Here is a 19,927-nt window from a genome sequence, read left to right on the forward strand (position 1 = left end):
CTCAAGGATCATAGCCCAACACCGGCGACAGCCAGCGCTCGGCCTGCTCCAGCGTCATGCCCTTGCGCGCGGCATAGTCCTCCACCTGGTCCTTCTGGATGCGGCCGATGCCGAAGTAGCGCGAGTCCGGGTGCGAGAAGTACCAGCCGGAAACGGCCGCCGTCGGCAGCATCGCGAAGGACTCCGTCAGCGTGAGCCCAATGCGCTCATCGGGCTTCAGCATTTCCCAGAGCGTGGCCTTCTCGGTGTGGTCCGGGCAGGCCGGGTAGCCGGGGGCCGGGCGGATGCCGGTGTACTTCTCGGCGATGAGGGCGTCGTTATCCAGCCGCTCATCGGGCATGTAACGCCAGAGGTTGGTGCGCACCAGCTGGTGCAGCCGCTCGGCGAAGGCCTCGGCGAGGCGGTCGGCGAGCGCCTTCAGCATGATGGAGCTGTAGTCGTCGTGGTCCGCCTCGAAGCGCTCGACGTGCGCATCGATGCCGATGCCGGCGGTGACCGCAAAGGCGCCGATCCAGTCCCGCTTGCCGCTGTCGGCGGGTGCCAGGTAGTCCGCCAAGGAGATATTCGGCTGGCCCTTGCCCGCCGCGCGGAACATCTGCTGGCGCAGCATGTGCAGCTCATGGGCCTTTTCGCTGCGGCTCTCGTCGGTGTAGATGGCGATGTCGTCGTCACCGATGGTGTTGGCCGGGAAAAAGCCGCAGACACAGCTGGCCTTGACCCACTTCTCCTGGACCATCTTCTCCAGGAAGGGCACTGCGTCGGCGAAGAGCTTGCGCGCTTCCTCGCCGACGATCTCGTCGTCCAGGATGGCCGGATACTTGCCGGCGAGCTCCCAGGCGTTGAAGAAGGGCGACCAGTCGATGAAATGCTTGAGGTCATCGAGCGGATAGTCGTCGATGGTGACGATCACGCCGTCGCCGACCCGCTCCAGCTTCACGTTCAGATCGAGGCCCTCCGGCAGGGCCACCTCGTCGCCGAGGATGGCCGGACGCCCCGGCGTATACGCGTCCCAGTCGATGGCGACCTTGTTGGCGCGGGCATCATTGATGGCCATGAACTTGCGGGTGGTGCCGCGGCCCTCGCGCTCGGCACGCATGCGCTCGTACTCGGCGGCGATCTCCGCCACATAGCCGTCGCGCTGGGTCTTGCTGAGCAGGTTGCTCACCACGCCGACGGCGCGGGAGGCGTCCACCACATACACCGTCGGCGCCTCGCGCTGCGGGGCGATCTTCACGGCGGTGTGCAGCTTGGAGGTCGTCGCGCCGCCGATCAGCAGCGGCATGTCCATGCCCTGGCGCTGCATCTCCTTGGCCACGTGCACCATTTCGTCGAGCGACGGGGTGATCAGGCCGGACAGGCCGATCATGTCCACGTTCTCTTCACGGGCGCGCTGCAGGATGGTCTCCGCCGGCACCATGACGCCCAGGTCGACCACCTCGTAGCCGTTGCACTGGAGCACCACGGCGACGATGTTCTTGCCGATGTCGTGCACATCGCCCTTGACCGTGGCGATCAGGAACTTGCCGTTGCTCTGGCCGGCCATGCCGGAGGCCTCCTTTTCGGCCTCCAGGTACGGGAAGAGATAGGCCACGGCCTTCTTCATGACGCGGGCGGATTTGACCACCTGCGGCAGGAACATCTTGCCGGCGCCGAACAGGTCGCCGACGACGTTCATGCCGTCCATCAGCGGGCCCTCGATGACCTCCAGGGGCTTGTCGGCGTTCTGGCGGGCGGCCTCGGTGTCCTCTTCGATGAAGTCGGTGATGCCCTTGACCAGGGAGTGCTCCAGGCGCTTCTCGACCGGCCAGCTGCGCCATTCCTGGTCTTCGGCCTTCTCGGCGCCGGAGCCGTCGCCCTTGTACTTGGGCGCCAGGTCCAGCAGCCGCTCGGTGGAGTCTTCCCGGCGGTTCAGGATGACGTCCTCGACGGCCTCCCGCAGCTCGTCGTCCAGATCGTCATAGATGGCGAGCTGACCGGCGTTGACGATGCCCATATCCATGCCCGCCTTGATGGCGTGGTACAGGAACACGGCATGGATGGCCTCGCGCACCGGGTTGTTGCCGCGGAACGAGAAGGACACGTTGGAGACGCCGCCGGAGACCAGCGCATTCGGCAGGTTCTGCTTGATGCTGCGCGTGGCCTCGATGAAGTCCACCGCGTAGTTGTTGTGCTCCTCGATGCCGGTGGCCACCGCGAAGATGTTCGGGTCGAAGATGATGTCCTCGGACGGGTAGCCCACCTGCTCCGTCAGCACCTTGTAGGCGCGGGTGCAGATCTCGACCTTGCGCGCGTGGGTGTCCGCCTGGCCCTCCTCGTCGAAGGCCATGACGATGACGGCGGCGCCGTAGCGCCGGCACAGCCGCGCCTGCTCGATAAACTTCTCCTCACCCTCCTTGAGCGAGATGGAGTTGACGATGGCCTTGCCCTGGACGCACTTGAGCCCGGTCTCGATGACCTCCCACTTGGAGGAGTCGATCATCACCGGCACCCGGGAGATGTCCGGCTCCGCGGCGGCCAGATTCAGAAATCGGTTCATGGCCTCCACCGCATCCAGCAGGCCCTCGTCCATGTTGACGTCGATGACCTGGGCACCGTTCTCCACCTGCTCCACGGCCACCGACAGCGCCGTGTCGTAATCGCCCTCCTTGATCAGCCGCTTGAAGCGCGCCGAGCCCGTGACATTGGTACGCTCGCCGACATTGACGAAGAAGCTGTCCTTGGTGATGTTGCAGGGCTCCAGGCCCGACAGCCGGCAGGCAGGCTCCAGTTCCAATGGTTGGCGCGGCGCCATGCCTTCAACGGCCTTGGCGATGGCCTCGATGTGCTCGGGGCCGGTGCCGCAGCAGCCGCCGACGATGTTGAGCCAGCCCTCGCGGGCCCAGTCGGCGACCTCTTTGGCCATCTCCTCCGGCCCCAGGTCATAGCCGCCCAGCTCATTGGGCAGGCCGGCGTTGGGATGCGTCGACACCCGGCATTCGGCGATGCGGTTCAGCTCCTCCACGTACGGGCGCAGCTCATGCGGCCCGAGCGCGCAGTTGAGGCCGATGCTCAAGGGTTGGGCGTGGCGCAGGCTGTTGTAGAAGGCCTCGGTGGTCTGGCCCGTCAGGGTGCGCCCGGACTGGTCCGTGATGGTGCCGGAGATCATGATCGGGAGCTCGACACCGTCCTGGTCGAACACCTGCCACACGGCGAAGAGCGCCGCCTTGGCGTTCAGGGTGTCGAAGACGGTCTCGACAAGGATGATGTCGGACCCACCCTCGATGAGCGCCCGGGTGGCCTCGGCGTAGGCCGTCACCAGGGTGTCGAAGTCGATGTTGCGGAAGCCCGGGTCGTTCACGTCCGGGGAGATGGACGCGGTGCGGTTCGTGGGGCCGAGCACACCGGCGACGAAGCGGGGCTTGTCCGGCGTGCTGTAGCCGTCGGCGGTTTCCCGGGCGAGCCTGGCGGCGGCGACGTTCATCTCGTACACCAGCTCTTCCATGCCGTAGTCGGCCATGGCGATGCGGGTGCCGTTGAAGGTGTTGGTCTCGATGATGTCCGCGCCGGCGGCGAGGTACTCGCCATGGATGTCGGCGATGAGCTCCGGGCGGGTCAGCACCAGCAGGTCATTGTTGCCCTTGAGATCGGACGGCCAGTCCTTGAAGCGCTCGCCGCGGTAGTCGGCCTCCTCGAGCTTGCGGCGCTGGATCATGGTGCCCATGGCGCCGTCAAGGATCAGGATCTGATTGGCGAGTCGTTCGTGGAGCAGGGCGGTGCGGTCTGTCATAGCGTTACTGCCGTGTTGCTGGGCGCGGGGCCGCTCGGGCCTCGGTGGCCGTTCGAAGATTGATGCCGGCTGGCTTGATCGTCTGTGCGGGCGCGGCTCGGCTCGGGCCGCTCAGGCTGCATCTCGCGCGGTGCCCGGTTGCGCGGCCCGGGGCGCGGCGACCCGGGTGCGTCGGTGCGCAGCGCCAGGAGCCGGGGGTCGCCCAAGTCCGCAGCCGGCGCGGCGGGTCGGGCGCATCGCCCGGCTTGATCGCGGCGTGCGGTCAGCCGGGTCGGCGTCGGCGCGGCCGGAGCGGTGTCTCGTCGCCGTTAGGACGCCGGCAGCCGGGGCCAGGTCGGCAGTGCAGACCGCCGCGCAGGCCGGAGCGGGTCCGTTGTCCGCGGTTTCGGTTATTCCCCGTCGTGATCGCGCGGGGGCCGTTCCTTGGGCAGGTAGCGTGGGTCTTGCTCGTGACCGTCCCAGATCACCGGCTTCGCGAGCCATTTTTGGATGAAGGCCCAGGACGCCTGGTAGCCGTCGTGGGGCAGGGTGCAGGCCGAGCAGTCCTTGCGGCGCACGCCGTTCGCGTCGGTGAAGACCTTGTACGGCCCCGGGCACTCGTACGCGATGAGGGGACAATAACAAAAAAGGCAGTTGAATTCCCGCTTGACGCCTGGGTGACAGGGCAGGAATGGGCATTCGTGGTTGGTGAAGCCCTTGAAAGCCTCGTTGGTCGTGGTGTCTTTTGGCTGCATGGCTGGGGGAGATCCCTGGCCTCGGGACCTTTGGGGTGCTGACGAAAGCTCAGCAGGTAGGGGCGCAGTCTCTGCCGCCAAGGGCGAACTGCGAGCGCCGGCTTTCAGCCGGCTACGCGCGCCGGGGGCTCGATGCCCCGGCGCGCGATCTGCGGCGCTGGAGCAGGGCCATTCCCCATGCCGGGCCGCTTGGGCGGGCGACTGCGCTCGTGCCCTCGTGCCAGCCCAGGCGACGCCGACGCGGCATCGAGCCGCGACGGCGCCGAGCCGGCTGGAAAGCCGGCGGTTCCAGTCAGCCGCGCGTGGAGCCCCGACGGCTGGTGGCTGCCCATCGGTGTCAGCGTCGCCTACGAAGCCCACCAATGCCCGAGCCACGACCTCGCCGGCCGGCTCACGTCACGCATGCCGGAGCGCCTCCGCGGCGACCAATGGCATTCGGAGGCGGATGCCGAAGCCTATGCCGACCTTCAGCCGGGGCGGCACCGTCAAGGTTCCGTTCCCGTACACCAACCGCCCCACGCTGTTGCCGTGACTAGGCGCGGCGGTCGCATCGCAGCGTCGCCTGCGCTAGCCTGTTGTGAGAGCCGTTCGGGCGCGGTATGCGCCTTTCGACCACCCGAGTGCAACCCCCAGCGAGGCAAGCCGATGGAAGCCCTCAAGCGCCACACCGTCGCCGATCTGCTCGCCGAGCCCGACGAGCGCGTCGAGCTCATCGACGGCGAGATCGTCCGCCGCCCCATGGCCCGTGGCGAGCATGGCATGGCACAGGGCAATCTCGTGGGCGAGCTGCAAACGCTGCGCCGCCCGACGGGCCTTGGCGGCTGGTGGATCGCCACCGAGATCAGCGTTGCCTACGAGACCCATCAATGCCCGAGCCACGACCTCGACGGCTGGCGCAGGTCGCGCATGCCGGAGCGCCCCCGCGGCGTCATCGAGCCGACCCCGGACTGGGTCTGCGAGATCGTCTCCCCCGGCCACGAGCGCAAGGACACGCTGACCCTGCTGCTCCTGCTCCAGCGCCACCGCGTGCCCTACTACTGGCTCATCTGGCCGGAGGACCGGACCCTGGTGGTGCATGCGCTCGATGGCGAGCACTATCGCATCACGCACACCCTGAGCGCCCCGGACGACACCGGCCAGCCCGTTGCGGTGCCGCCGTTCGAGTCGGTCCCGATCGATCTGGGCTACATCCTGGGAGGCTGACGCGCCGGAGCGCCCAGTTCCCGCCAACAGGTGACTTGACCCGTCAACGCATTGCGGCTAGGGTCCGGAAAGGAAATTCCTTACCTTCGGTCCAAGTCGTGATCACCAGCAAGCTCACCAGCAAGGCGCAGACGACCGTCCCGCAGCCCGTGCGGGCCGCATTGAACCTCCAGCCGGGAGACGAGCTGGAATACCGGCTCGAAGCCGGCCGCGTGATCCTGACCAGGCGCGCCGCCGAGCCCGTGGACGACCCCTTCCGCACCTTCGACGAATGGCATTCGGAAGCGGATGCCGAAGCCTATGCCGACCTTTAGCCGGGGCGACATCGTCAAGGTCCCGTTCCCCTACACCAACCGTCCCACGCGCCAGTTTAGGCCCGCACTGGTGATCTCCGGCGGCGACGTCGCCGACGGCGAGCGTGCGGGCTTTAGCCTGATCTGGGTGCTGATGATCACCAGCGCACAAAACCGCGGCTGGCCCGGTGATGTTGCGCTCGGGGACCTTTCCGGCACCGGCCTGCCCGCCCCGTCCGTGGTCCGCACCGCGAAGATCGCCACCATCGAGGCCCGGCACGCGGCACGGCTCGGGCGCGTCGGCCACGCTGTAGGCGCCCAGGTCCTCCGGCGCGTGCTGGCCCAGCTTGGCGTCGAGGCACATGCAGAGCGTTGATCCATGGGTTCAGAGGCGCGCCATGGGGTGGCGCGCTCGGTGCGACCCGCGCTGATCCGGGTCGCTTCAATCCTCGGGGCTTGGCAAGCTGATGGGCGATCCGGCGTCCCCCTGCCCGCCGCTTGGCTGAATATCGATGTCGCGGCGCCGGAGCGACGCCTGCGGCCGCGGCGGCGGTCGAATGCGCAGCTTCGGCGCGCTGGAGACGTTGGAGCAGGCGGCGCGCGAGCCGGAGCCGGCGCCGCAGCGGGCCGTCGCCGCTGTTCTGGCATTGGCGCCGGGCAACGAGGCGACGCTCGCGGTCAACGTCTCCTGGGATGATGCCAACGCCTATGCCGCCTGGTGCGGCAGTATGACAAGGATTGGTATCGCGCCGAGGATCGGTCCAAAGAGAACCCGACCGGGCCTGCGCAGGGCAGCTGTCGCGTGGTGCGCCGTGGTGCGTGGAGCGGCAGCCCGGCCAACGCCTACGCGGCCAACCGCGACCACTCCCCTCCGCTTTGGCGTTCCGACCACCTTGGGTTCCGTCTGGTGTGCGCTCGCCCCATCCGCTGACCGCTGCATCGCTGTCGGCTGATCGCTGACGTCCGCGTCGCTGTCTTCACCGCGCGCAGATGGTACGGACCACATAGCGTATCTCGTTGGGGGCGGCCTTCCGCTTCGCCGAGGCGTATCCCCAGCGGTGCCGGTGGCCACGGATCTCGCGCCGTTGCGCCGGGGACGGCGCGCCCACGGCCGCGGAGCACGGACGGGCGCTGCGCCGAGGACCCGCCGCGGCTACACTGGGGTTTCCCGCGCCCGCCCGCCCGACCGCCGCCCACGATGACCCGCCTGCGCCTGCCCATCGGCATCCAGACCTTCCGCGAGATCCGCGAGGAAGGGCACTACTACGTGGACAAGACCGGCTTTGCGCTGCGGCTCATCGAGCAGGGCAAATACTACTTCCTGTCGCGGCCCCGGCGCTTCGGCAAGTCGCTGTTCCTCGACACCCTCGCCGAGCTGTTCGCCGGCAACGAAAGGCTGTTCGAGGGCCTGGCGGCGCAGGGGCGCTGGGACTTCGCGCGGCGGTTTCCGGTGATCCGGCTGAGCTTCGGCGGCGGCGTGGTGCAGAGCCCCGAGGCGCTGGACGCGCGGATTCGGGATTTGCTGCGCATCAACATGGAGGCGCTCGATGTCGCCGTCCCGCAGCACCTCGACATCAGCGGAACCTTCGCGGAATTGATCCGCCGCGCGGCGACCGCGCGGGGTGAGCGCGTCGTCGTGCTCATCGACGAATACGACAAGCCCATCCTCGACAACCTCGCCCGCCCCGAGACCGCCCGCGCCATCCGCGACGGGCTGCGCAACCTCTACTCCGTCATCAAGGACAGCGACGCGCACCTGCGTTTTGCGTTCCTCACCGGGGTGAGCAAATTCAGCAAGGTCAGCCTGTTCTCCGGGCTCAACAACCTCAACGACATCACCGTCGATGCCGCCTACTCGGCCATCTGCGGCTACACCGAGGCGGACCTGGACACCGTCTTCGCCCCCGAGCTGCCGGGCCTCGACCGCGACGCGATCCGCCACTGGTACAACGGCTACAACTGGACCGGCGAGGCCGTCTACAACCCCTTCGACGTGCTGCTCCTGTTCGACAAGCGCCAGTTCCGCCCCTGGTGGTTCGAGACCGCCACGCCCACCTTCCTGGTGGACCTGCTGCTGGAGCGCCAGGTCTTCCTGCCGCGGCTCGGGCAGCTCCTCGCCAGCGAGGCCCTGCTGTCGAGCTTCGATGTCGGGCGCATCGCCACCGAGGCGCTGCTGTTTCAGACCGGCTATCTCACCATCGACTCGGTGCGGCAGGTGGGCGCGCTGCTCCAATACCGCCTGCGCTACCCGAACCAGGAGGTCTTCGCCAGCCTCAACGGCGCCATGCTGGAGCCGCTGCGCAACTTCGACAGCGCCGCACCGGAGCAGACCGCACGCCTGTATGACCTGCTGCTCGCCAACGACTTCGCCGGCATGCAGCAGCTTTTCACCGCCTTTTTCCACAGCATCCCCGGCGACTGGTACTGCAACAACCGCATCGCCCGCTACGAGGGCTTCTACGCCAGCGTCTTCTACGCCTACTTCGCCGCCCTGGGCCTGGACCTGCGCACGGAGGAAGCGAGCAACGCCGGGCGGCTGGACATGGCCCTGCGCTTCAACGGCCAGGTCTACCTGTTCGAATTCAAGGTCGTCGAGCTGGCCCCCGAGGGCCGCGCCCTGCAGCAGCTCAAGGACAAGGGCTACGCCGAGCCCTACCGCGGCGACGGCCGCCCGATCCACCTCATCGGCGTCGAATTCAGCCGCAAGCACCGCAGCGTCGTGGGGTTCGAGGTCGAGACCCTGGTCTAGGTACCGTTTCCCTGCCGGAGGATGACCCGGCGGGCAGCCGCCGAGATAACGAGCCGGGTCATGCCGCCGGGCTGTCCGCGGGCGGCTCGCGGTCGATGGCGTCGAGGTAGGCATCGACGTCGGCCGCGCCCGCGAGCGTCGCGCAGCGCCCCGCTTCCAGGTCCGCGACGCCCTCGGCCACGGCCCGGCGCAAGGCATCCAGCCGGGCGGCGTCCTCCGCCTCGCGCTGCTCCAGCAGCCGCAGACCGGCGCGCAGCACCTCGCTCGCGTTCTGGTAGCGGCCGCTCGCGACGAGATCGCCGATCACGCCGTCCTGGTGATCGGTGAGAACGACGTTGCGTGTGGGCATAGCTTGGCTCCGCGGCTGACTGCGCCTGTTCCCAAGGTTACAAGGGGTGGCAGAATCTGCCAATGGTGCCTCGCCGCGTTGATGCCGGCGGATGGCCGCACGGCAGCAGCGCGCTGCAAGCGCGAGTGTGAGCCGCGCCCCGGCGGCCGTGGCGGCGGCCGGACTGGCCTCCCGCCGAGTGCCGAGGTGGGCGATGCCCGACGCTGGTGCTATCGTGCATTGGTTGTGCACGAAAACCGACGGATTTCACAATGAGCACGACTGCAACCCCGACGATGCTGAAGGTGGTCGGCAGCAACGGCCAGATCTCGCTGGGCAAGCAGTCCGCCGGCCGGCAGGTGCTGCCAGGCTTTGCCGGGTGCTGACCACCGTGGTCCGGCGCCTGGCTGAAGATGGACGGAAAGCATCCAGTGGACAGTATTGACGCCAGTTCACAGCCGCAGGCTGCGCCCGCGCCCGAGTCCGCGACAGTCAGCCAGCCGCCGGCCGCGCAGGATGCGGGCGTCAGCGTCGCAGCCGACGGCTTGCCCGAGCACCTAGAGGCGCTGGCCCCGCGGGGTGCGAATGCCGATCCCACCGCGTGGCAGGACACGGTCTGCAACCTGGCCACCGACCTGTTGCCCTGGCTGCTGAAGCCCGATCAGTGTGGCGACCTTTACATCGGCGTGCTGACCAGCGTGGTCCTGGGCGTGCCGACGGCACTGGCAGCCCTATGGCTCTGGCTATGGCGGCGTCGCGCCCTGCGATCCGCCGGGGCGCGTCCAGACCCGGCTTGTTTGCTCGATTCCGAATTGCTCTCGCGGCTGCAACGTCTGCTGCTCGGCCTCCCCCGCTGGCAGGACCCCCGCGCACGGCGCCGCTTCGTCACCAACGCCCTGGGCAAGGGCCATCCGCTGCTGCACGACATCGACAGCGGCGGCAGCGCCCGCGATGCGGCCTTCGCCGTGGTGGACGCCTGTGCCGGCAGCGATGCCGGCGCCCTTTGTGCGCTGCTTGCGTGCGTCCCGCGGGAGTTTGGTCCTGATCCGTCCCGGGACGCGGAGCTGACCGCGCTGCGCGAGCTGCTGCGCTGCGATCCGCCGAGTCCGTGAGCGCGGGGAGCGTTGGCATCCGGTGCGATACCGCGCTAGTGTTTCCCCCGAACCGACCCTTTGCCACGACGCGCGTCCGCCCAAGTCGCATTCGGCCCCTTCCCCGGTGCCTTTTCCGGAGCCAAAGCCATGGACCAGACGACCCACGACGGCACGCTGCTCGATCTCCAGGAACTGCTGACCCTGCTGCCGCTCTGGCAGCGCGACGCTCAGCGGCGCACCTTCGCCGAGCTGGCCCTCGGCAAGCGCCACCCCGTGCTCGGCGAGATGACCTGGGAGGGCGCCGCCCGCGACGTCGCCTGCGAGCTGGTGTCGCGCTGCGACGACTTCCCCGGCGCCACGGTGGCGCGCCGCGGCGGCCTGTCGCCGCTCTGCGCCCTGCTCGCCGAGGCCCGGGAGCGCTACGCCGAGCACGCCGACGCCGGCCCGCGCATCGCCGAGCTGGCCGCACGGCTCGGCTGCCCCGGCCGCGAGCCGGAGCCGGACTGGGACCACCACCCCTATCCCGGCATGGCCGCCTTCGACCACACCCAGGCGCCCATCTTCTTCGGCCGCGAGACCGAGACCCGCGAGCTGCTGGCCAAGCTCCAGGGTAAGCAGGGCAGCCGGCTGGTGCTGGTGACCGGCCGCTCCGGCTCCGGCAAGTCCTCGCTCGCCCGCGCCGGGCTCTGGGCTAGCCTGCACGACGCCGCGCGCACGCCGATCCATGGCTCTACGGACTGGGTCATCAGCGCCATGAAGCCGGCGGCCTACCGCCTGCAAGACCCCTTCGAGGCGCTGATCATGGGGCTGGAGCGTGCCGAGCCGCGCGTGCTCGGCCTGCGCGACCCGGCGCCGGAGGCCGACGACCTGAAGGCCGACCCCGGCGCCTTCGACAATCTCCTGCGGCGCGTGCTCGCCGGCCGGCCGGCGCAGGCCGAGTGGCTGCTGATCATCGACCAGTTCGAAGAGCTGTTCACCAACATCGACAAGCCGCTGTCCACGCTGTTTCTGGACCGGCTCACCGCCGCGCTGGACCTGGACCGGTTCCGTGTCGTCGCCACCGTGCGCTCGGACTTCCACGACGCCTGCATGGGCCATGCGGGCCTGCTGGCCGAGATGAACAAGGACGGCAGCCAATATCACGTGGTGGCCCCGGACGCCGGTGCGCTGGGAGACATGATCACCGGCCCGCTGCGTCGGCGCACCCTGCGCCCTGAGTACCGTGCCGACATCGACGACGCCCTGGTGCGCCGGCTGAAGCAGGACGCCGCCGGCCAGCCCGGCAGCCTGGCGCTGGTGGCCTTCGCGCTGCGCGATCTCCATGACCGCTGCTCGGCCGACCATCGGGCAGGGGGGCGCGAGCAGCCGCTGATGACCCTGGCGGATTATCTGCCGGCCAAGGGCCAGCCGGACGCTGCCGACGCCCCCGAAGCGCCTGAAGCGCCCGACACCCTCACTGGACTCGACCGCATCATCAAGGATCGCGCCGAGAAGGCCGCCGCACGGGCCAAGGTCGATACCGAGGCCGTGCTGCCGCGGGTATTCAGCCAACTCCTGACCATGCAGACGGACGAGGCGGCCACCCGCAAGCGCCAGGACCTTCAGCACTGGCGGGACGACCCCGAGGCACTCGGGCTCATCGAAGCGCTGGCCGCCCCCGAGGCCCGTCTGCTGGTGATGGGCGCCGACGATGGTGCCGACAGCGCGGCGGGTGCGCCCGGCGCACCGGCGCAGGCCGGCCGCGTCGTGGAGGTCGCCCACGAGGCCCTGTTCCGCGCCTGGCCGGCGCTGGCGGACTGGATCGGGCGCCGCAAGGAGGCCCTGATCCGCGGCCCGCAGGTCCAGCGCGACGCCCGCCGGTGGCATGAGAGCGGCCGGCAGGACAAGGACATCCCGACCCACATGCTGGACGACCTGCGCGGCCTGTTCGACGCCGCGGAGCTCTGGCCCGGTCTGATCCAGGACGAGCCGCTGCTCGCGCACTTCCTGGCGCGCGACGACGCCGCCGAGCTCACAGCGCTGACCCTGGCCGCCCATGCGGCACGGGCAGAGGACGCCGCCGCCCGCGGCCACCTGCTGCACACCCTGACCCGCTTCGAGCGCAAGGCGGAGACCCTCACCGAGCTGGTGCGGCAACTGCGTGAGCGCGATGCCGAGCAGGGCAGCGACATCGCCGGCTGGCTGCGCGCCGGCATCGACATCGACGCCCTGTTCGCCGGCCCCGATGCCGAGCGCTGGCACTGGCACCGCGTCGCCGTCGGCAACCTGCTGGATGCGCTGGGAGACGAGCGCGACGGCATCGGTCTCGATGCCGACGGCCTGCCGGCCATCGCCTGGTGCGAGGTGCCGGCCGGTGAATTCATCTGGCAGGACGGCGAGAAGCGCGAGACCGGCGCCTTCCGCATCGCCCGCTATCCCATCACCAACGCGCAGTATCGCGCCTTCACCGAGGCCGACGATTATGCCGACCCGCAGTGGTGGTCCTGGTGGCGGGAGGACGTCATCGGGCCGCCACCGGAGCAGCCGCAGTGGCCGGCCGGCAACCGCCCCCGCGTGCAGATTGCCTGGGTCGAGGCGGTCGCCTTTTGCCGCTGGCTGACGGCGCGGCTGCGCGCCCGCGGCGACCTCGGCGACGATGAGGCAATTCGGCTGCCCACCGAGCTCGAGTGGGAGAAGGCCGCCCGCGGCTCCGATGGCCGCGAATTCCCCTGGGGCAACGGCTATGTCGGCGGGCATGCCAACGTCGACGAGACCTACGGCAAGGAGCCGGTCGGCGAGCTGTATCTTCGCGAGACGACCGCGGTCGGCCTCTATCCAAAGAACGTCTCGCCCTTTGGGCTGATGGACTGCGCAGGCAACGTCTGGGAACGGTGCCTGAACAAGTACGACGACCTGGAGGATGTGGGCTTGAAAGGCGAGGAGATGCGCGCGTTGCGCGGCGGCGGCTGGGGCAATGAAGCGGCCTCGTCGCGCGTGTCCTCTCGCTCCCGCGACAGCATGAACAGCCGGAGCAACAGCATCGGTTGTCGTGTGGTGCTCGCCGGCCCCATCCGCTGAACGCTGAATCGCTGTCCGCTGTCCGCTGTCCGCTGACGTTCGCGTCGCTGTCTTCACCGCGGACGTTCACCATGGTGCCGGCCAAGGTTGGGCTTCTGGCTCCCACGCTCCGGCGTGGGAGCAAGGGCGGACGCTCCTGCGTCCTCGGTTTTGGCCGAAACGATGATCGACTTCATCACGCGCAGCGCGGTTGCGCGCGCTTTTTCGACCGAACATGCCAAGTGTTCACTTTGGGCCTCGCGTTGGTGCTCGCGATGGCCTAGGCTGAACGAAGCCGGTGGAACCGGTGGGGTGCCCCGGCATCGGCGCGCGTTGCGCGGCGGCGGCTGGAACAATGAAGCGGCCTCGTCGCGCGTGTCCTCTCGCTCCCGCGACAGCATGAACAACCGGAACAACAACATCGGTTGTCGTGTGGTGCTCGCCGGCCACATCCCCCTTTCCCGACTCAGGGTCCGACAGGCCTTGCCGACTACGGTTGACCAATTTTCTGATCAATCTGCGGAGGGTTGGTAACGGGATGGCGCGGGTGCGTCCCGCCCGCACGGCCGCCGAAGCTCGGCGCGCTGGGTGACCAGCAAGGCCGTCGGACGCATATCAAACCGAGGCGCCGCCACCGGGCGCAAGCCCCGTGGCGCCTCACCCCACTCCAGCGCCCCTTGCGCCCTCGCTCCCACGCTCCAGCGTGGGAGTGTCTGGCGACCGCTCCAGCGGTGCGTCGGTCGCCGCCGCGCCAACCCCACGCGACGCTGGAGCGTCTGCCCTTGCTCCCACGCTGGAGCGTGGGAGCCAGACCGAGTTTGCTGTCTGCGGCCAAACATGCCTTTTTTACGCGCTCGGCTGACGAGAGATCAATGGCCTACGGACGCGCGGACGGCGGATGCGCTTCGCTTATCCGCCCTACGCCGGATACTTGCCCGGTCTGTGGAGCGTGGGAGCCAGGCGCCATGCGGGCATTCGTGCCGTGGGAGCGGCGTCCCCGCCGCGAGGGCCCGGGCGCGTCACTGCCCCTGCGGTTTGCCCTGCCCGGGCGGCAGGCCCTGGGCCAACGCCCGCTGCTCCTGCCTGATCCAGCCGCCGAGCAGCCGGCCGATCTCCGCCACCAGCTTGCTCACGTGCTCGTACTGCCCGTCGTTGAGCCAGTGCCAGCGGTGCGCGAGCCTGAGATACAGGCGCAGCGTGTTGAGCGCGGCGTCGGTCTCGGCGAGCGCCGCGAGCCTGGGGCGTCCGCGCCGCGCATGCGCCCGGTACAGCAGCTCCGGCAGGTCCAGCGCCGCCCCGAGCAGGCGCGCGGTGACGGTGTGCCGGAAGCCGCGCGGAAAAGACTCGCCCTTGGGCACCAGCCATTCCAGCAGGTCGAAGACCCGTGCAAAGATGACCAGCTCTCGGCGTGCCGACCGCGGGGCCTGCCCATCGGCAATCTGACCTCGCAGTTCTGGTCCAACTGTTATCTGCACCCGCTGGACCGGTTCGTCACCCGCGGGCTGGGCTGCCGCGGGTATGTCCGCTACGTGGACGACATGCTGCTGTTCGCGGATTCCAGGGCGCAGTTATGGGACTGGAAGCGGGCGGTGGTGGAGCGCCTGGCGGGGCTGCGGCTGCGGGTCCACGCAGGCGCGGCACAGGTCAGTCCGGTGAGCGCCGGCGTGTCCTGGCTCGGCTTCGTGCTGTACCCGACGCACCGGCTGGTGAAGGCGCGCAAGGCGGTGGCGGCGACGCGGCGGCGTTCGATGCCTGGCGCGCCGGCCGCATGAGCTTCGCCAGGTTCGACGCGAGCATGCAGGGCTGGATCAACCACGTGCGCTGTGCCGACAGCTGGGGCCTGCGCGAGCGGGTGCTGAGCCGGTTCGTGTGGTGAGGCGATCGGGTGCGACTGTTCGAGCCGATTGTTGTCGGCTTCGGACGCGGTTACAGTGCCCGGATGCAGCAACCGACCTGTCCATCTGCTGTCACCCATGAAGACCCTGACGCTTGAGATCGACGAGCGCGCCTACCCGGGCCTGCTGGATTACCTGCGCGGCCTGTCGTCGGAACAGTACCAGTTGTTCGATGACGACGACGCCTTGAGCGCGTCCGAGTTGTCGCGCATTCACGATCTGCGTCGGCAGCTGCAGGCGGGCGACGAGCGCGAATTCGAGGACTGGCAGGACGTTCGCGACCGCCTCTGATGGCGGCGTACCGCCTCAAGCTGCATAAGGACGCGGTCCGCTTCCTGCACCGCATCGGACCGCGTAGACGCCGGGCTACCTGCGTGACTGCATGATCGAGCGGCGCCGGCCGCGGTTGGACTGGGCCGCCGCCGACGCGCCGTCGGCGCCGCGAAGAGCCTGCGATTGCCGAGCGGGCGGATGCCGCGCACGGCCCCGATCGATAACATCGGCCCCGGTTTCGTATGACAGGTTGGGCTGCCCCCAGGGGCTCAACGGCCCGACGTGCCACCGGGGCGGCCAGTCAGGACGTTTGGCTCGATGCGAGCTCCTCGCGCAGCACCCGACGCAGGGTCCGCTCCAGTTGCTCGCTTTGCTGCTGGCCGCGCATGTGCTCCTTCAGCGTCTCGTTGATCAGCGTCTGGTAGCTGCCGCCGGTCTCGGCGACCTGATCCTTGAACCAGGCGATGACGGCGGCGTCGAGACGGATGGTGATGCGCGTCTTGGTCGGATCGGCGGGCAGGACGGGGCCGGGCCGGGCGTCGCCGAAGTCGATCTCCGCGTCGAGGGGGTCTTGGTCTTCCCGGGGGTCGCCCTGGAGGTCGCATTGGGGGGCTTTTTGGGGGTTCATGTTCGTCCGGCTCCGCGGTGCTGGTCAGTCGATGCGGTAGGCGCGTCGCTCGCCGGGGCTTGCGCGACGGGCGGAGATGATGCGGATCGTGTCGCCGCGCCAGGTATAGGCGACGACCAGAACCCGCCCGAAATCATCCGCGCCGATGACGATGTCACGATCCTCGCCGCGGGATCGGTCCTCGCGCGGGCCGGCAAAGGGCTCGGTGGGCACCGACGTCGCAGCGAACCCGAGGGAGGGCCGCATGCAACCCGATCCATATCGCCTGGTCCGCACGTGTCATGCAGTTGCCCTGGTGGCGCTGCTCGGGCTCGCCGCGACCGCTGCCCAGGGGCAGCATGGCGCCGTGCAGGACGCCGAGGCCCTCGCCGCCCGGGCCGGGCAGGACCTGGAAGCGGCAGTGCGGAAGATGCAGCCGATGGTGGAGCGTTACGGCTACGCGGGTGTGGCCGGTGCCGTGTCCCTGGAGGGGTTCGGCATTCCGGCCCCCGGGCAGTCGTTGTTGATGGCGGGGGCGCTGGAGTCGGCAAAAGGGCACATGCACTTGGCGCTGCTGCTGCCCATCGCCGTGCTGGCCGCGGTGTTGGGCAACAGCCTGGGGTATCTCATCGGCCGGCGCGGCGGCCGGCCGCTGTTGCGCCGGCTGGGCGTGAATGAGGCGCGGGAGGCGAAGCTTGCCGGGCTGTTCGACCGCTACGGTGGCGGCTTCATCCTGATGGCCCGTTTCTTCGACGGGCCGCGGCAGTTGAACGGCATCCTTGCCGGCACCCTGGCCATGCCCTGGTGGCTGTTCACGGTGTTCAACGTCGCCGGCGCCTTGCTCTGGGTCGGCCTTTGGGGCCTGGGGACTTTCTATCTGTCCGAGCATCTGCATGCGATCCATGACGTGCTGCGGCGCATCAACCCCTGGGTGGCTGGTGTCGTTCTGGTCGCCGCGATCGCCGTCCTCGTCTACCTGTTCCGGGGCCGGCGGCGGTCACCGCGCCGACCTGCGCCCGGCGAGCCGGGTTAGCGGGCGCGCACCCCGCTTCAGCGAGGACGGTTGGCCGAAGCCGGGCGCGAGCGCGCAGGCGCCGGTTCGCTGAGCTGCCGGAGCGCCGCATCCTTGATGCCCATCACGCGCAGGATGGGTTGCTCTCAATCCGCCAGTTCCAGCCGCTGCTCGACCCGCTCCAGCCGGCGGCGCAGATCGGCGATTTCTTCCGCACGAGCAGCATCGACGGCGTGGAAGGCGGACAGATGTTGCTCAATGGCTGCGAGCCCCGTTTCGACACCGGTGAAGCGCAGGCGCATTTCGCCTTGGATGTCGTCGAGCTTGCTGTGCAGGCGGCGGAGCATTTCCTGCGTTAGGTTGTCAGGCTCTGCCATGCGCTTATCCTCGTATTCGCTTGTCTGCTGCTGCATGCTAGCGCGCCAGCGCCAGCAGCGCATCCAGGTCCAGATTGGCCTCGATGTGGTCGGCCAGGTCGTCCAGGGCCTGCTCGATGCGGGCCTCGAAGTCGAGCCGCGCGGCCTGGGCGCCCATTTGCTGGAGCCAATGGGAACGGAAGGCGTCGCCTGAGAAGATGCCGTGCAGGTAGCCGCCCATAACGCGGCCGTGGTGGCTGACGGCGCCCTCCGGCCTGGCGGTGCCGTCGGTGTTCCGGAGCACCAGCCAGGGCTGCTCCAGCCCGGCGCCGGTGGTGCGGCCCATGTGCATCTCGTAGCCCGCGACGGGACAGCCGCTGACGTCGTCCTGCGCAGACAGCTCGATGAGGCGCTTGTCGCCGCCGATCTCGGTCTCGATGTCCAGGAGTCCCAGCCCCGGCGTGTCGCCCGGCGCGCCTTCGATGCCCTGTGGATCGCGGACAACACGCCCGAGCATCTGAAAGCCGGCGCAGAGCCCGACCACCCGCCCGCCGCGGCGCACGTGGGCGAGGATGTCGATGTCCCAACCCTCCTTGCGCAGGATGTCGAGATCGGCCCGGGTGGCCTTGGAGCCTGGCAGGATGACGACGTCGGTGTCCGCCGGCAGGGCCTGGCCCGGCATCAGCCAGCGCAGATTCACCGCAGGCTCGGCGGCGAGCGGGTCCATGTCGTCGAAGTTGGCGACGCGGGACAGGCGCGGCACGGCGATGTTGAGGGTGCCGGTGTCCGCCCAGCTCTGCTCCGCCGGGCGCTCCAGCGCCAGCGAGTCTTCGGCGGGTAGCCGGGATGCTCCCTCGAACCAGCGCACCACGCCCAGAAAGGGCCAGCCGGTGTGCGCCGTGATGGTCTCGCAGGCAGGCTCGAACAGCGAGAAGTCGCCACGGAACTTGTTCACCAGGTAGCCGACGACGCGCTCGCGGTCAGCCGGGTCCAGCAGCAGCCAGGTGCCCACCAGGTGCGACATGGTGCCACCCTTGTCCAGATCGCCGACGAACACCACGGGCACATCGGCGCGCTCGGCGAAGTACATGTTCGTGATGTCGCTGTTGCGCAGATAGATCTCCGCGCCGCTGCCGGCACCCTCCACCAGCACCAGGTCGGCCTCGGCGCAGAGGCGCTCGAAGCTGTCGAGGATGGCCGGCATCATGCTCTGGCGCATCTGGTGGTAGACCCGCGCCGGGCAGTTGCCGAGCGCACGCCCGCGCAGCACCACCTGGGAGCCGACGTTGGTCTGGGGCTTCAGCAGCACCGGGTTCATGTGGATGGACGGCGGCACGCCGCAGGCGCGGGCCTGGAGCGCCTGGGCGCGGCCGATTTCACCCCGCGGGCGCTCGCCGTCGGCCCCGGGCGCGGCGTCCGTGTCCTCGGTGACGGCAGCGTTGTTGCTCATGTTCTGCGCCTTGAACGGGCGCACCACGAGCCCCCGCCTGGCATAGGCCCGGCACAGCCCGGCCACGAGCAGGCTCTTGCCGACGTCCGACGCCGTGCCCTGGATCATCAGCGTGCGGGCGCGGCGCGGGCCGTGGTCGCCAAGGGGCGGGAGCTGGAGGTCGATTTGCGGCGGGGTGTCGGGCATGGTCTTGGGCGGGCTTTGTGGTCTGGGGGTGGGTTTGGTTAAGCTGCCGGGGGTAGTGCTTAGTGCTTAGTGCTTAGTGCTTAGTGCTTAGTGCGCAGTCCGGGGCGACGGCCGCGTCGGTGGGCAGCCGAGCGCCGGCGATCGGGTGAGAGATTGGGGCTCAAGAGGAACGACAACCGTCATGCGTCAAATCGTCCTGGATACGGAAACGACCGGTCTGGAGCCCTCGGAGGGCCATCGGATTATCGAGATCGGCTGCGTGGAGGTGGTGGAGCGGCGCCTCACCGGCAACGATTTTCACCGCTACATCCAGCCGGACCGGGAGATCGACGCCGGCGCCGAGGCCGTGCACGGCATCACCAACGAGTTCCTGGCAGACAAGCCGCGCTTCGCGGACGTGGTGGAGGAATTCATCGACTACTGCCGCGGCGCGGAGCTGGTGATTCATAACGCGCCCTTCGATGTCGGCTTCCTGAACCACGAGCTCAGGCTCTGGCGCGAGGATGCGCCCGCCATCGACAAGCTCTGCGCGGTGTCAGACAGCCTGGTGCTTGCGCGCCGCCTGCACCCGGGCCAGCGCAACAGCCTGGACGCGCTCTGCAAGCGCTACAGTATCGACAACGCCCACCGCGACCTGCACGGCGCCCTGCTGGACGCCCAGATCCTCGCCGATGTCTATCTCGCCATGACCGGTGGGCAGGTGAGCCTGCACTTGGGCGGCGAGGAGCATGTGGAGACGGGCCTGCGGCGGGAAGCGGTGCGCCACATCGAGGTCCCCCGCGGCAAGCTCCGGGTGGTGCGCGCCACTGCCGATGAGCTCGCCGCCCACGAGGCCCGGCTCGCCGCCATCCACAAGGCCAGCGGCGGCTGTGTCTGGCTTGCGGAGGATGCGGCGGACGGCGGCGCAGTCGCCCAATAGGCCAAAAACAGCGAGCACGCAGCCAC

20 protein-coding genes are annotated in these 19,927 nt (G+C 69.2%); 10 read left to right on the plus strand and 10 right to left on the minus strand.

Annotation, left to right across the window (positions count from 1 at the left end; translation table 11 throughout):
- Nucleotide 1: 1 nt before the first annotated feature.
- Both metH and QZ607_RS11445 read right to left on the minus strand, forming a co-directional pair.
- A complete protein-coding gene (gene metH, locus QZ607_RS11440) occupies nt 2-3,766 on the minus strand; it encodes a methionine synthase (protein ID WP_295882755.1) in 3,765 nt (1,254 codons plus the stop codon).
- Nucleotides 3,767-4,155: 389 nt separating this feature from the next.
- Nucleotides 4,156-4,500, minus strand: a complete 345-nt coding sequence (locus QZ607_RS11445) for a cysteine-rich small domain-containing protein (RefSeq protein WP_295882756.1) — start codon at nt 4,498-4,500, stop codon at nt 4,156-4,158.
- Nucleotides 4,501-5,145: 645 nt separating this feature from the next.
- Between QZ607_RS11445 and QZ607_RS11450 the strand changes: the two genes are divergently transcribed.
- From QZ607_RS11450 to QZ607_RS11460, 3 genes are all read left to right on the plus strand, one after another.
- On the plus strand, nt 5,146-5,703 hold the full coding sequence (locus tag QZ607_RS11450) for a Uma2 family endonuclease (RefSeq protein ID WP_295882757.1): 558 nt from the start codon (nt 5,146-5,148) through the stop codon (nt 5,701-5,703).
- Nucleotides 5,704-5,801: 98 nt separating this feature from the next.
- Entirely contained in the window at nt 5,802-6,017 is a 216-nt protein-coding gene (locus QZ607_RS11455) for a type II toxin-antitoxin system PrlF family antitoxin (RefSeq protein WP_295882758.1), read from the plus strand.
- Nucleotides 6,004-6,372: a type II toxin-antitoxin system PemK/MazF family toxin gene (locus QZ607_RS11460; RefSeq protein ID WP_295882759.1), complete on the plus strand. Its 369-nt coding sequence runs from the start codon at nt 6,004-6,006 to the stop codon at nt 6,370-6,372. The genes QZ607_RS11455 and QZ607_RS11460 overlap by 14 nt, the downstream gene beginning before the upstream one ends.
- 66 nt (nt 6,373-6,438) lie before the next feature.
- Here the strand turns inward: QZ607_RS11460 and QZ607_RS11465 are convergent, their stop codons facing one another.
- Complete coding sequence (locus QZ607_RS11465) at nt 6,439-6,678, minus strand: hypothetical protein (protein WP_295882760.1); 240 nt, start codon at nt 6,676-6,678, stop codon at nt 6,439-6,441.
- 516 nt (nt 6,679-7,194) lie between these two features.
- On the opposite strand from QZ607_RS11465, the gene QZ607_RS11470 reads away from it, so the two are divergent.
- Nucleotides 7,195-8,745: an ATP-binding protein gene (locus QZ607_RS11470; protein WP_295882761.1), complete on the plus strand. Its 1,551-nt coding sequence runs from the start codon at nt 7,195-7,197 to the stop codon at nt 8,743-8,745.
- Between the two features lie 58 nt (nt 8,746-8,803).
- On the opposite strand, the gene QZ607_RS11475 is transcribed toward QZ607_RS11470, so the two are convergent.
- Nucleotides 8,804-9,094, minus strand: coding sequence for a type II toxin-antitoxin system ParD family antitoxin (locus tag QZ607_RS11475; protein WP_295882762.1), 291 nt, complete (start codon nt 9,092-9,094; stop codon nt 8,804-8,806).
- A gap of 524 nt (nt 9,095-9,618) precedes the next feature.
- Here QZ607_RS11475 and QZ607_RS11480 point away from each other — a divergent pair.
- Nucleotides 9,619-10,185 (plus strand): hypothetical protein, encoded by a 567-nt coding sequence (locus QZ607_RS11480; protein ID WP_295882763.1) that lies wholly within the window; start codon nt 9,619-9,621, stop codon nt 10,183-10,185.
- Nucleotides 10,186-10,314: 129 nt separating this feature from the next.
- Entirely contained in the window at nt 10,315-13,224 is a 2,910-nt protein-coding gene (locus QZ607_RS11485) for an SUMF1/EgtB/PvdO family nonheme iron enzyme (protein WP_295882765.1), read from the plus strand.
- 53 nt (nt 13,225-13,277) lie between these two features.
- On the opposite strand, the gene QZ607_RS11490 is transcribed toward QZ607_RS11485, so the two are convergent.
- Nucleotides 13,278-13,625, minus strand: a complete 348-nt coding sequence (locus QZ607_RS11490) for a hypothetical protein (protein ID WP_295882766.1) — start codon at nt 13,623-13,625, stop codon at nt 13,278-13,280.
- Nucleotides 13,626-14,222: 597 nt separating this feature from the next.
- Entirely contained in the window at nt 14,223-14,678 is a 456-nt protein-coding gene (avd, locus tag QZ607_RS11495) for a diversity-generating retroelement protein Avd (RefSeq protein ID WP_295882767.1), read from the minus strand.
- A 54-nt stretch (nt 14,679-14,732) separates the two neighbouring features.
- On the opposite strand from avd, the gene QZ607_RS11500 reads away from it, so the two are divergent.
- Both QZ607_RS11500 and QZ607_RS11505 read left to right on the plus strand, forming a co-directional pair.
- On the plus strand, nt 14,733-14,975 hold the full coding sequence (locus QZ607_RS11500) for a hypothetical protein (RefSeq protein ID WP_295882769.1): 243 nt from the start codon (nt 14,733-14,735) through the stop codon (nt 14,973-14,975).
- Between the two features lie 201 nt (nt 14,976-15,176).
- Nucleotides 15,177-15,389: a hypothetical protein gene (locus QZ607_RS11505; RefSeq protein WP_295882770.1), complete on the plus strand. Its 213-nt coding sequence runs from the start codon at nt 15,177-15,179 to the stop codon at nt 15,387-15,389.
- A gap of 283 nt (nt 15,390-15,672) precedes the next feature.
- On the opposite strand, the gene QZ607_RS11510 is transcribed toward QZ607_RS11505, so the two are convergent.
- Complete coding sequence (locus QZ607_RS11510; RefSeq protein WP_295882771.1) at nt 15,673-15,999, minus strand: BrnA antitoxin family protein; 327 nt, start codon at nt 15,997-15,999, stop codon at nt 15,673-15,675.
- A 24-nt stretch (nt 16,000-16,023) separates the two neighbouring features.
- Entirely contained in the window at nt 16,024-16,245 is a 222-nt protein-coding gene (locus QZ607_RS11515; protein ID WP_295882772.1) for a BrnT family toxin, read from the minus strand.
- Between QZ607_RS11515 and QZ607_RS11520 the strand changes: the two genes are divergently transcribed.
- Nucleotides 16,244-17,011 carry a DedA family protein gene (locus tag QZ607_RS11520; protein ID WP_295882773.1) on the plus strand — a complete coding sequence of 256 codons (768 nt, stop codon included), beginning with the start codon at nt 16,244-16,246 and terminating at the stop codon, nt 17,009-17,011. The genes QZ607_RS11515 and QZ607_RS11520 overlap by 2 nt on opposite strands.
- Nucleotides 17,012-17,136: 125 nt before the next feature.
- On the opposite strand, the gene QZ607_RS11525 is transcribed toward QZ607_RS11520, so the two are convergent.
- Entirely contained in the window at nt 17,137-17,403 is a 267-nt protein-coding gene (locus QZ607_RS11525; RefSeq protein WP_295882774.1) for a hypothetical protein, read from the minus strand.
- Nucleotide 17,404: 1 nt separating this feature from the next.
- Nucleotides 17,405-18,982: a cobyric acid synthase gene (locus QZ607_RS11530; protein ID WP_295882775.1), complete on the minus strand. Its 1,578-nt coding sequence runs from the start codon at nt 18,980-18,982 to the stop codon at nt 17,405-17,407.
- A gap of 181 nt (nt 18,983-19,163) precedes the next feature.
- Here QZ607_RS11530 and dnaQ point away from each other — a divergent pair, with 181 nt between their 5' ends.
- A complete protein-coding gene (gene dnaQ, locus QZ607_RS11535) occupies nt 19,164-19,901 on the plus strand; it encodes a DNA polymerase III subunit epsilon (RefSeq protein WP_295882776.1) in 738 nt (245 codons plus the stop codon).
- The last annotated feature ends 26 nt before the right edge of the window (nt 19,902-19,927 follow it).

The sequence above is a fragment of the uncultured Thiohalocapsa sp. genome (genome assembly GCF_913063425.1).
In the GTDB taxonomy this organism is placed as follows: Bacteria; Pseudomonadota; Gammaproteobacteria; order Chromatiales; family Chromatiaceae; genus Thiohalocapsa.

Excerpts from the sequence above, each read along its gene's own strand:
- metH (WP_295882755.1), bottom strand. The coding sequence starts at position 3,766 with ATGACAGACCGCACCGCCCTGCTCCACGAACGACTCGCCAATCAGATC.
- QZ607_RS11445 (WP_295882756.1), bottom strand. The coding sequence starts at position 4,500 with ATGCAGCCAAAAGACACCACGACCAACGAGGCTTTCAAGGGCTTCACC.
- QZ607_RS11450 (WP_295882757.1), top strand. The coding sequence starts at position 5,146 with ATGGAAGCCCTCAAGCGCCACACCGTCGCCGATCTGCTCGCCGAGCCC.
- QZ607_RS11460 (WP_295882759.1), top strand. The coding sequence starts at position 6,004 with ATGCCGACCTTTAGCCGGGGCGACATCGTCAAGGTCCCGTTCCCCTAC.
- QZ607_RS11470 (WP_295882761.1), top strand. The coding sequence starts at position 7,195 with ATGACCCGCCTGCGCCTGCCCATCGGCATCCAGACCTTCCGCGAGATC.
- QZ607_RS11475 (WP_295882762.1), bottom strand. The coding sequence starts at position 9,094 with ATGCCCACACGCAACGTCGTTCTCACCGATCACCAGGACGGCGTGATC.
- QZ607_RS11485 (WP_295882765.1), top strand. The coding sequence starts at position 10,315 with ATGGACCAGACGACCCACGACGGCACGCTGCTCGATCTCCAGGAACTG.
- QZ607_RS11490 (WP_295882766.1), bottom strand. The coding sequence starts at position 13,625 with ATGTTGTTGTTCCGGTTGTTCATGCTGTCGCGGGAGCGAGAGGACACG.
- QZ607_RS11505 (WP_295882770.1), top strand. The coding sequence starts at position 15,177 with ATGAAGACCCTGACGCTTGAGATCGACGAGCGCGCCTACCCGGGCCTG.
- QZ607_RS11510 (WP_295882771.1), bottom strand. The coding sequence starts at position 15,999 with ATGAACCCCCAAAAAGCCCCCCAATGCGACCTCCAGGGCGACCCCCGG.
- QZ607_RS11520 (WP_295882773.1), top strand. The coding sequence starts at position 16,244 with ATGCAACCCGATCCATATCGCCTGGTCCGCACGTGTCATGCAGTTGCC.
- QZ607_RS11515 (WP_295882772.1), bottom strand. The coding sequence starts at position 16,245 with ATGCGGCCCTCCCTCGGGTTCGCTGCGACGTCGGTGCCCACCGAGCCC.
- QZ607_RS11525 (WP_295882774.1), bottom strand. The coding sequence starts at position 17,403 with ATGCAGCAGCAGACAAGCGAATACGAGGATAAGCGCATGGCAGAGCCT.
- QZ607_RS11530 (WP_295882775.1), bottom strand. The coding sequence starts at position 18,982 with ATGCCCGACACCCCGCCGCAAATCGACCTCCAGCTCCCGCCCCTTGGC.
- dnaQ (WP_295882776.1), top strand. The coding sequence starts at position 19,164 with ATGCGTCAAATCGTCCTGGATACGGAAACGACCGGTCTGGAGCCCTCG.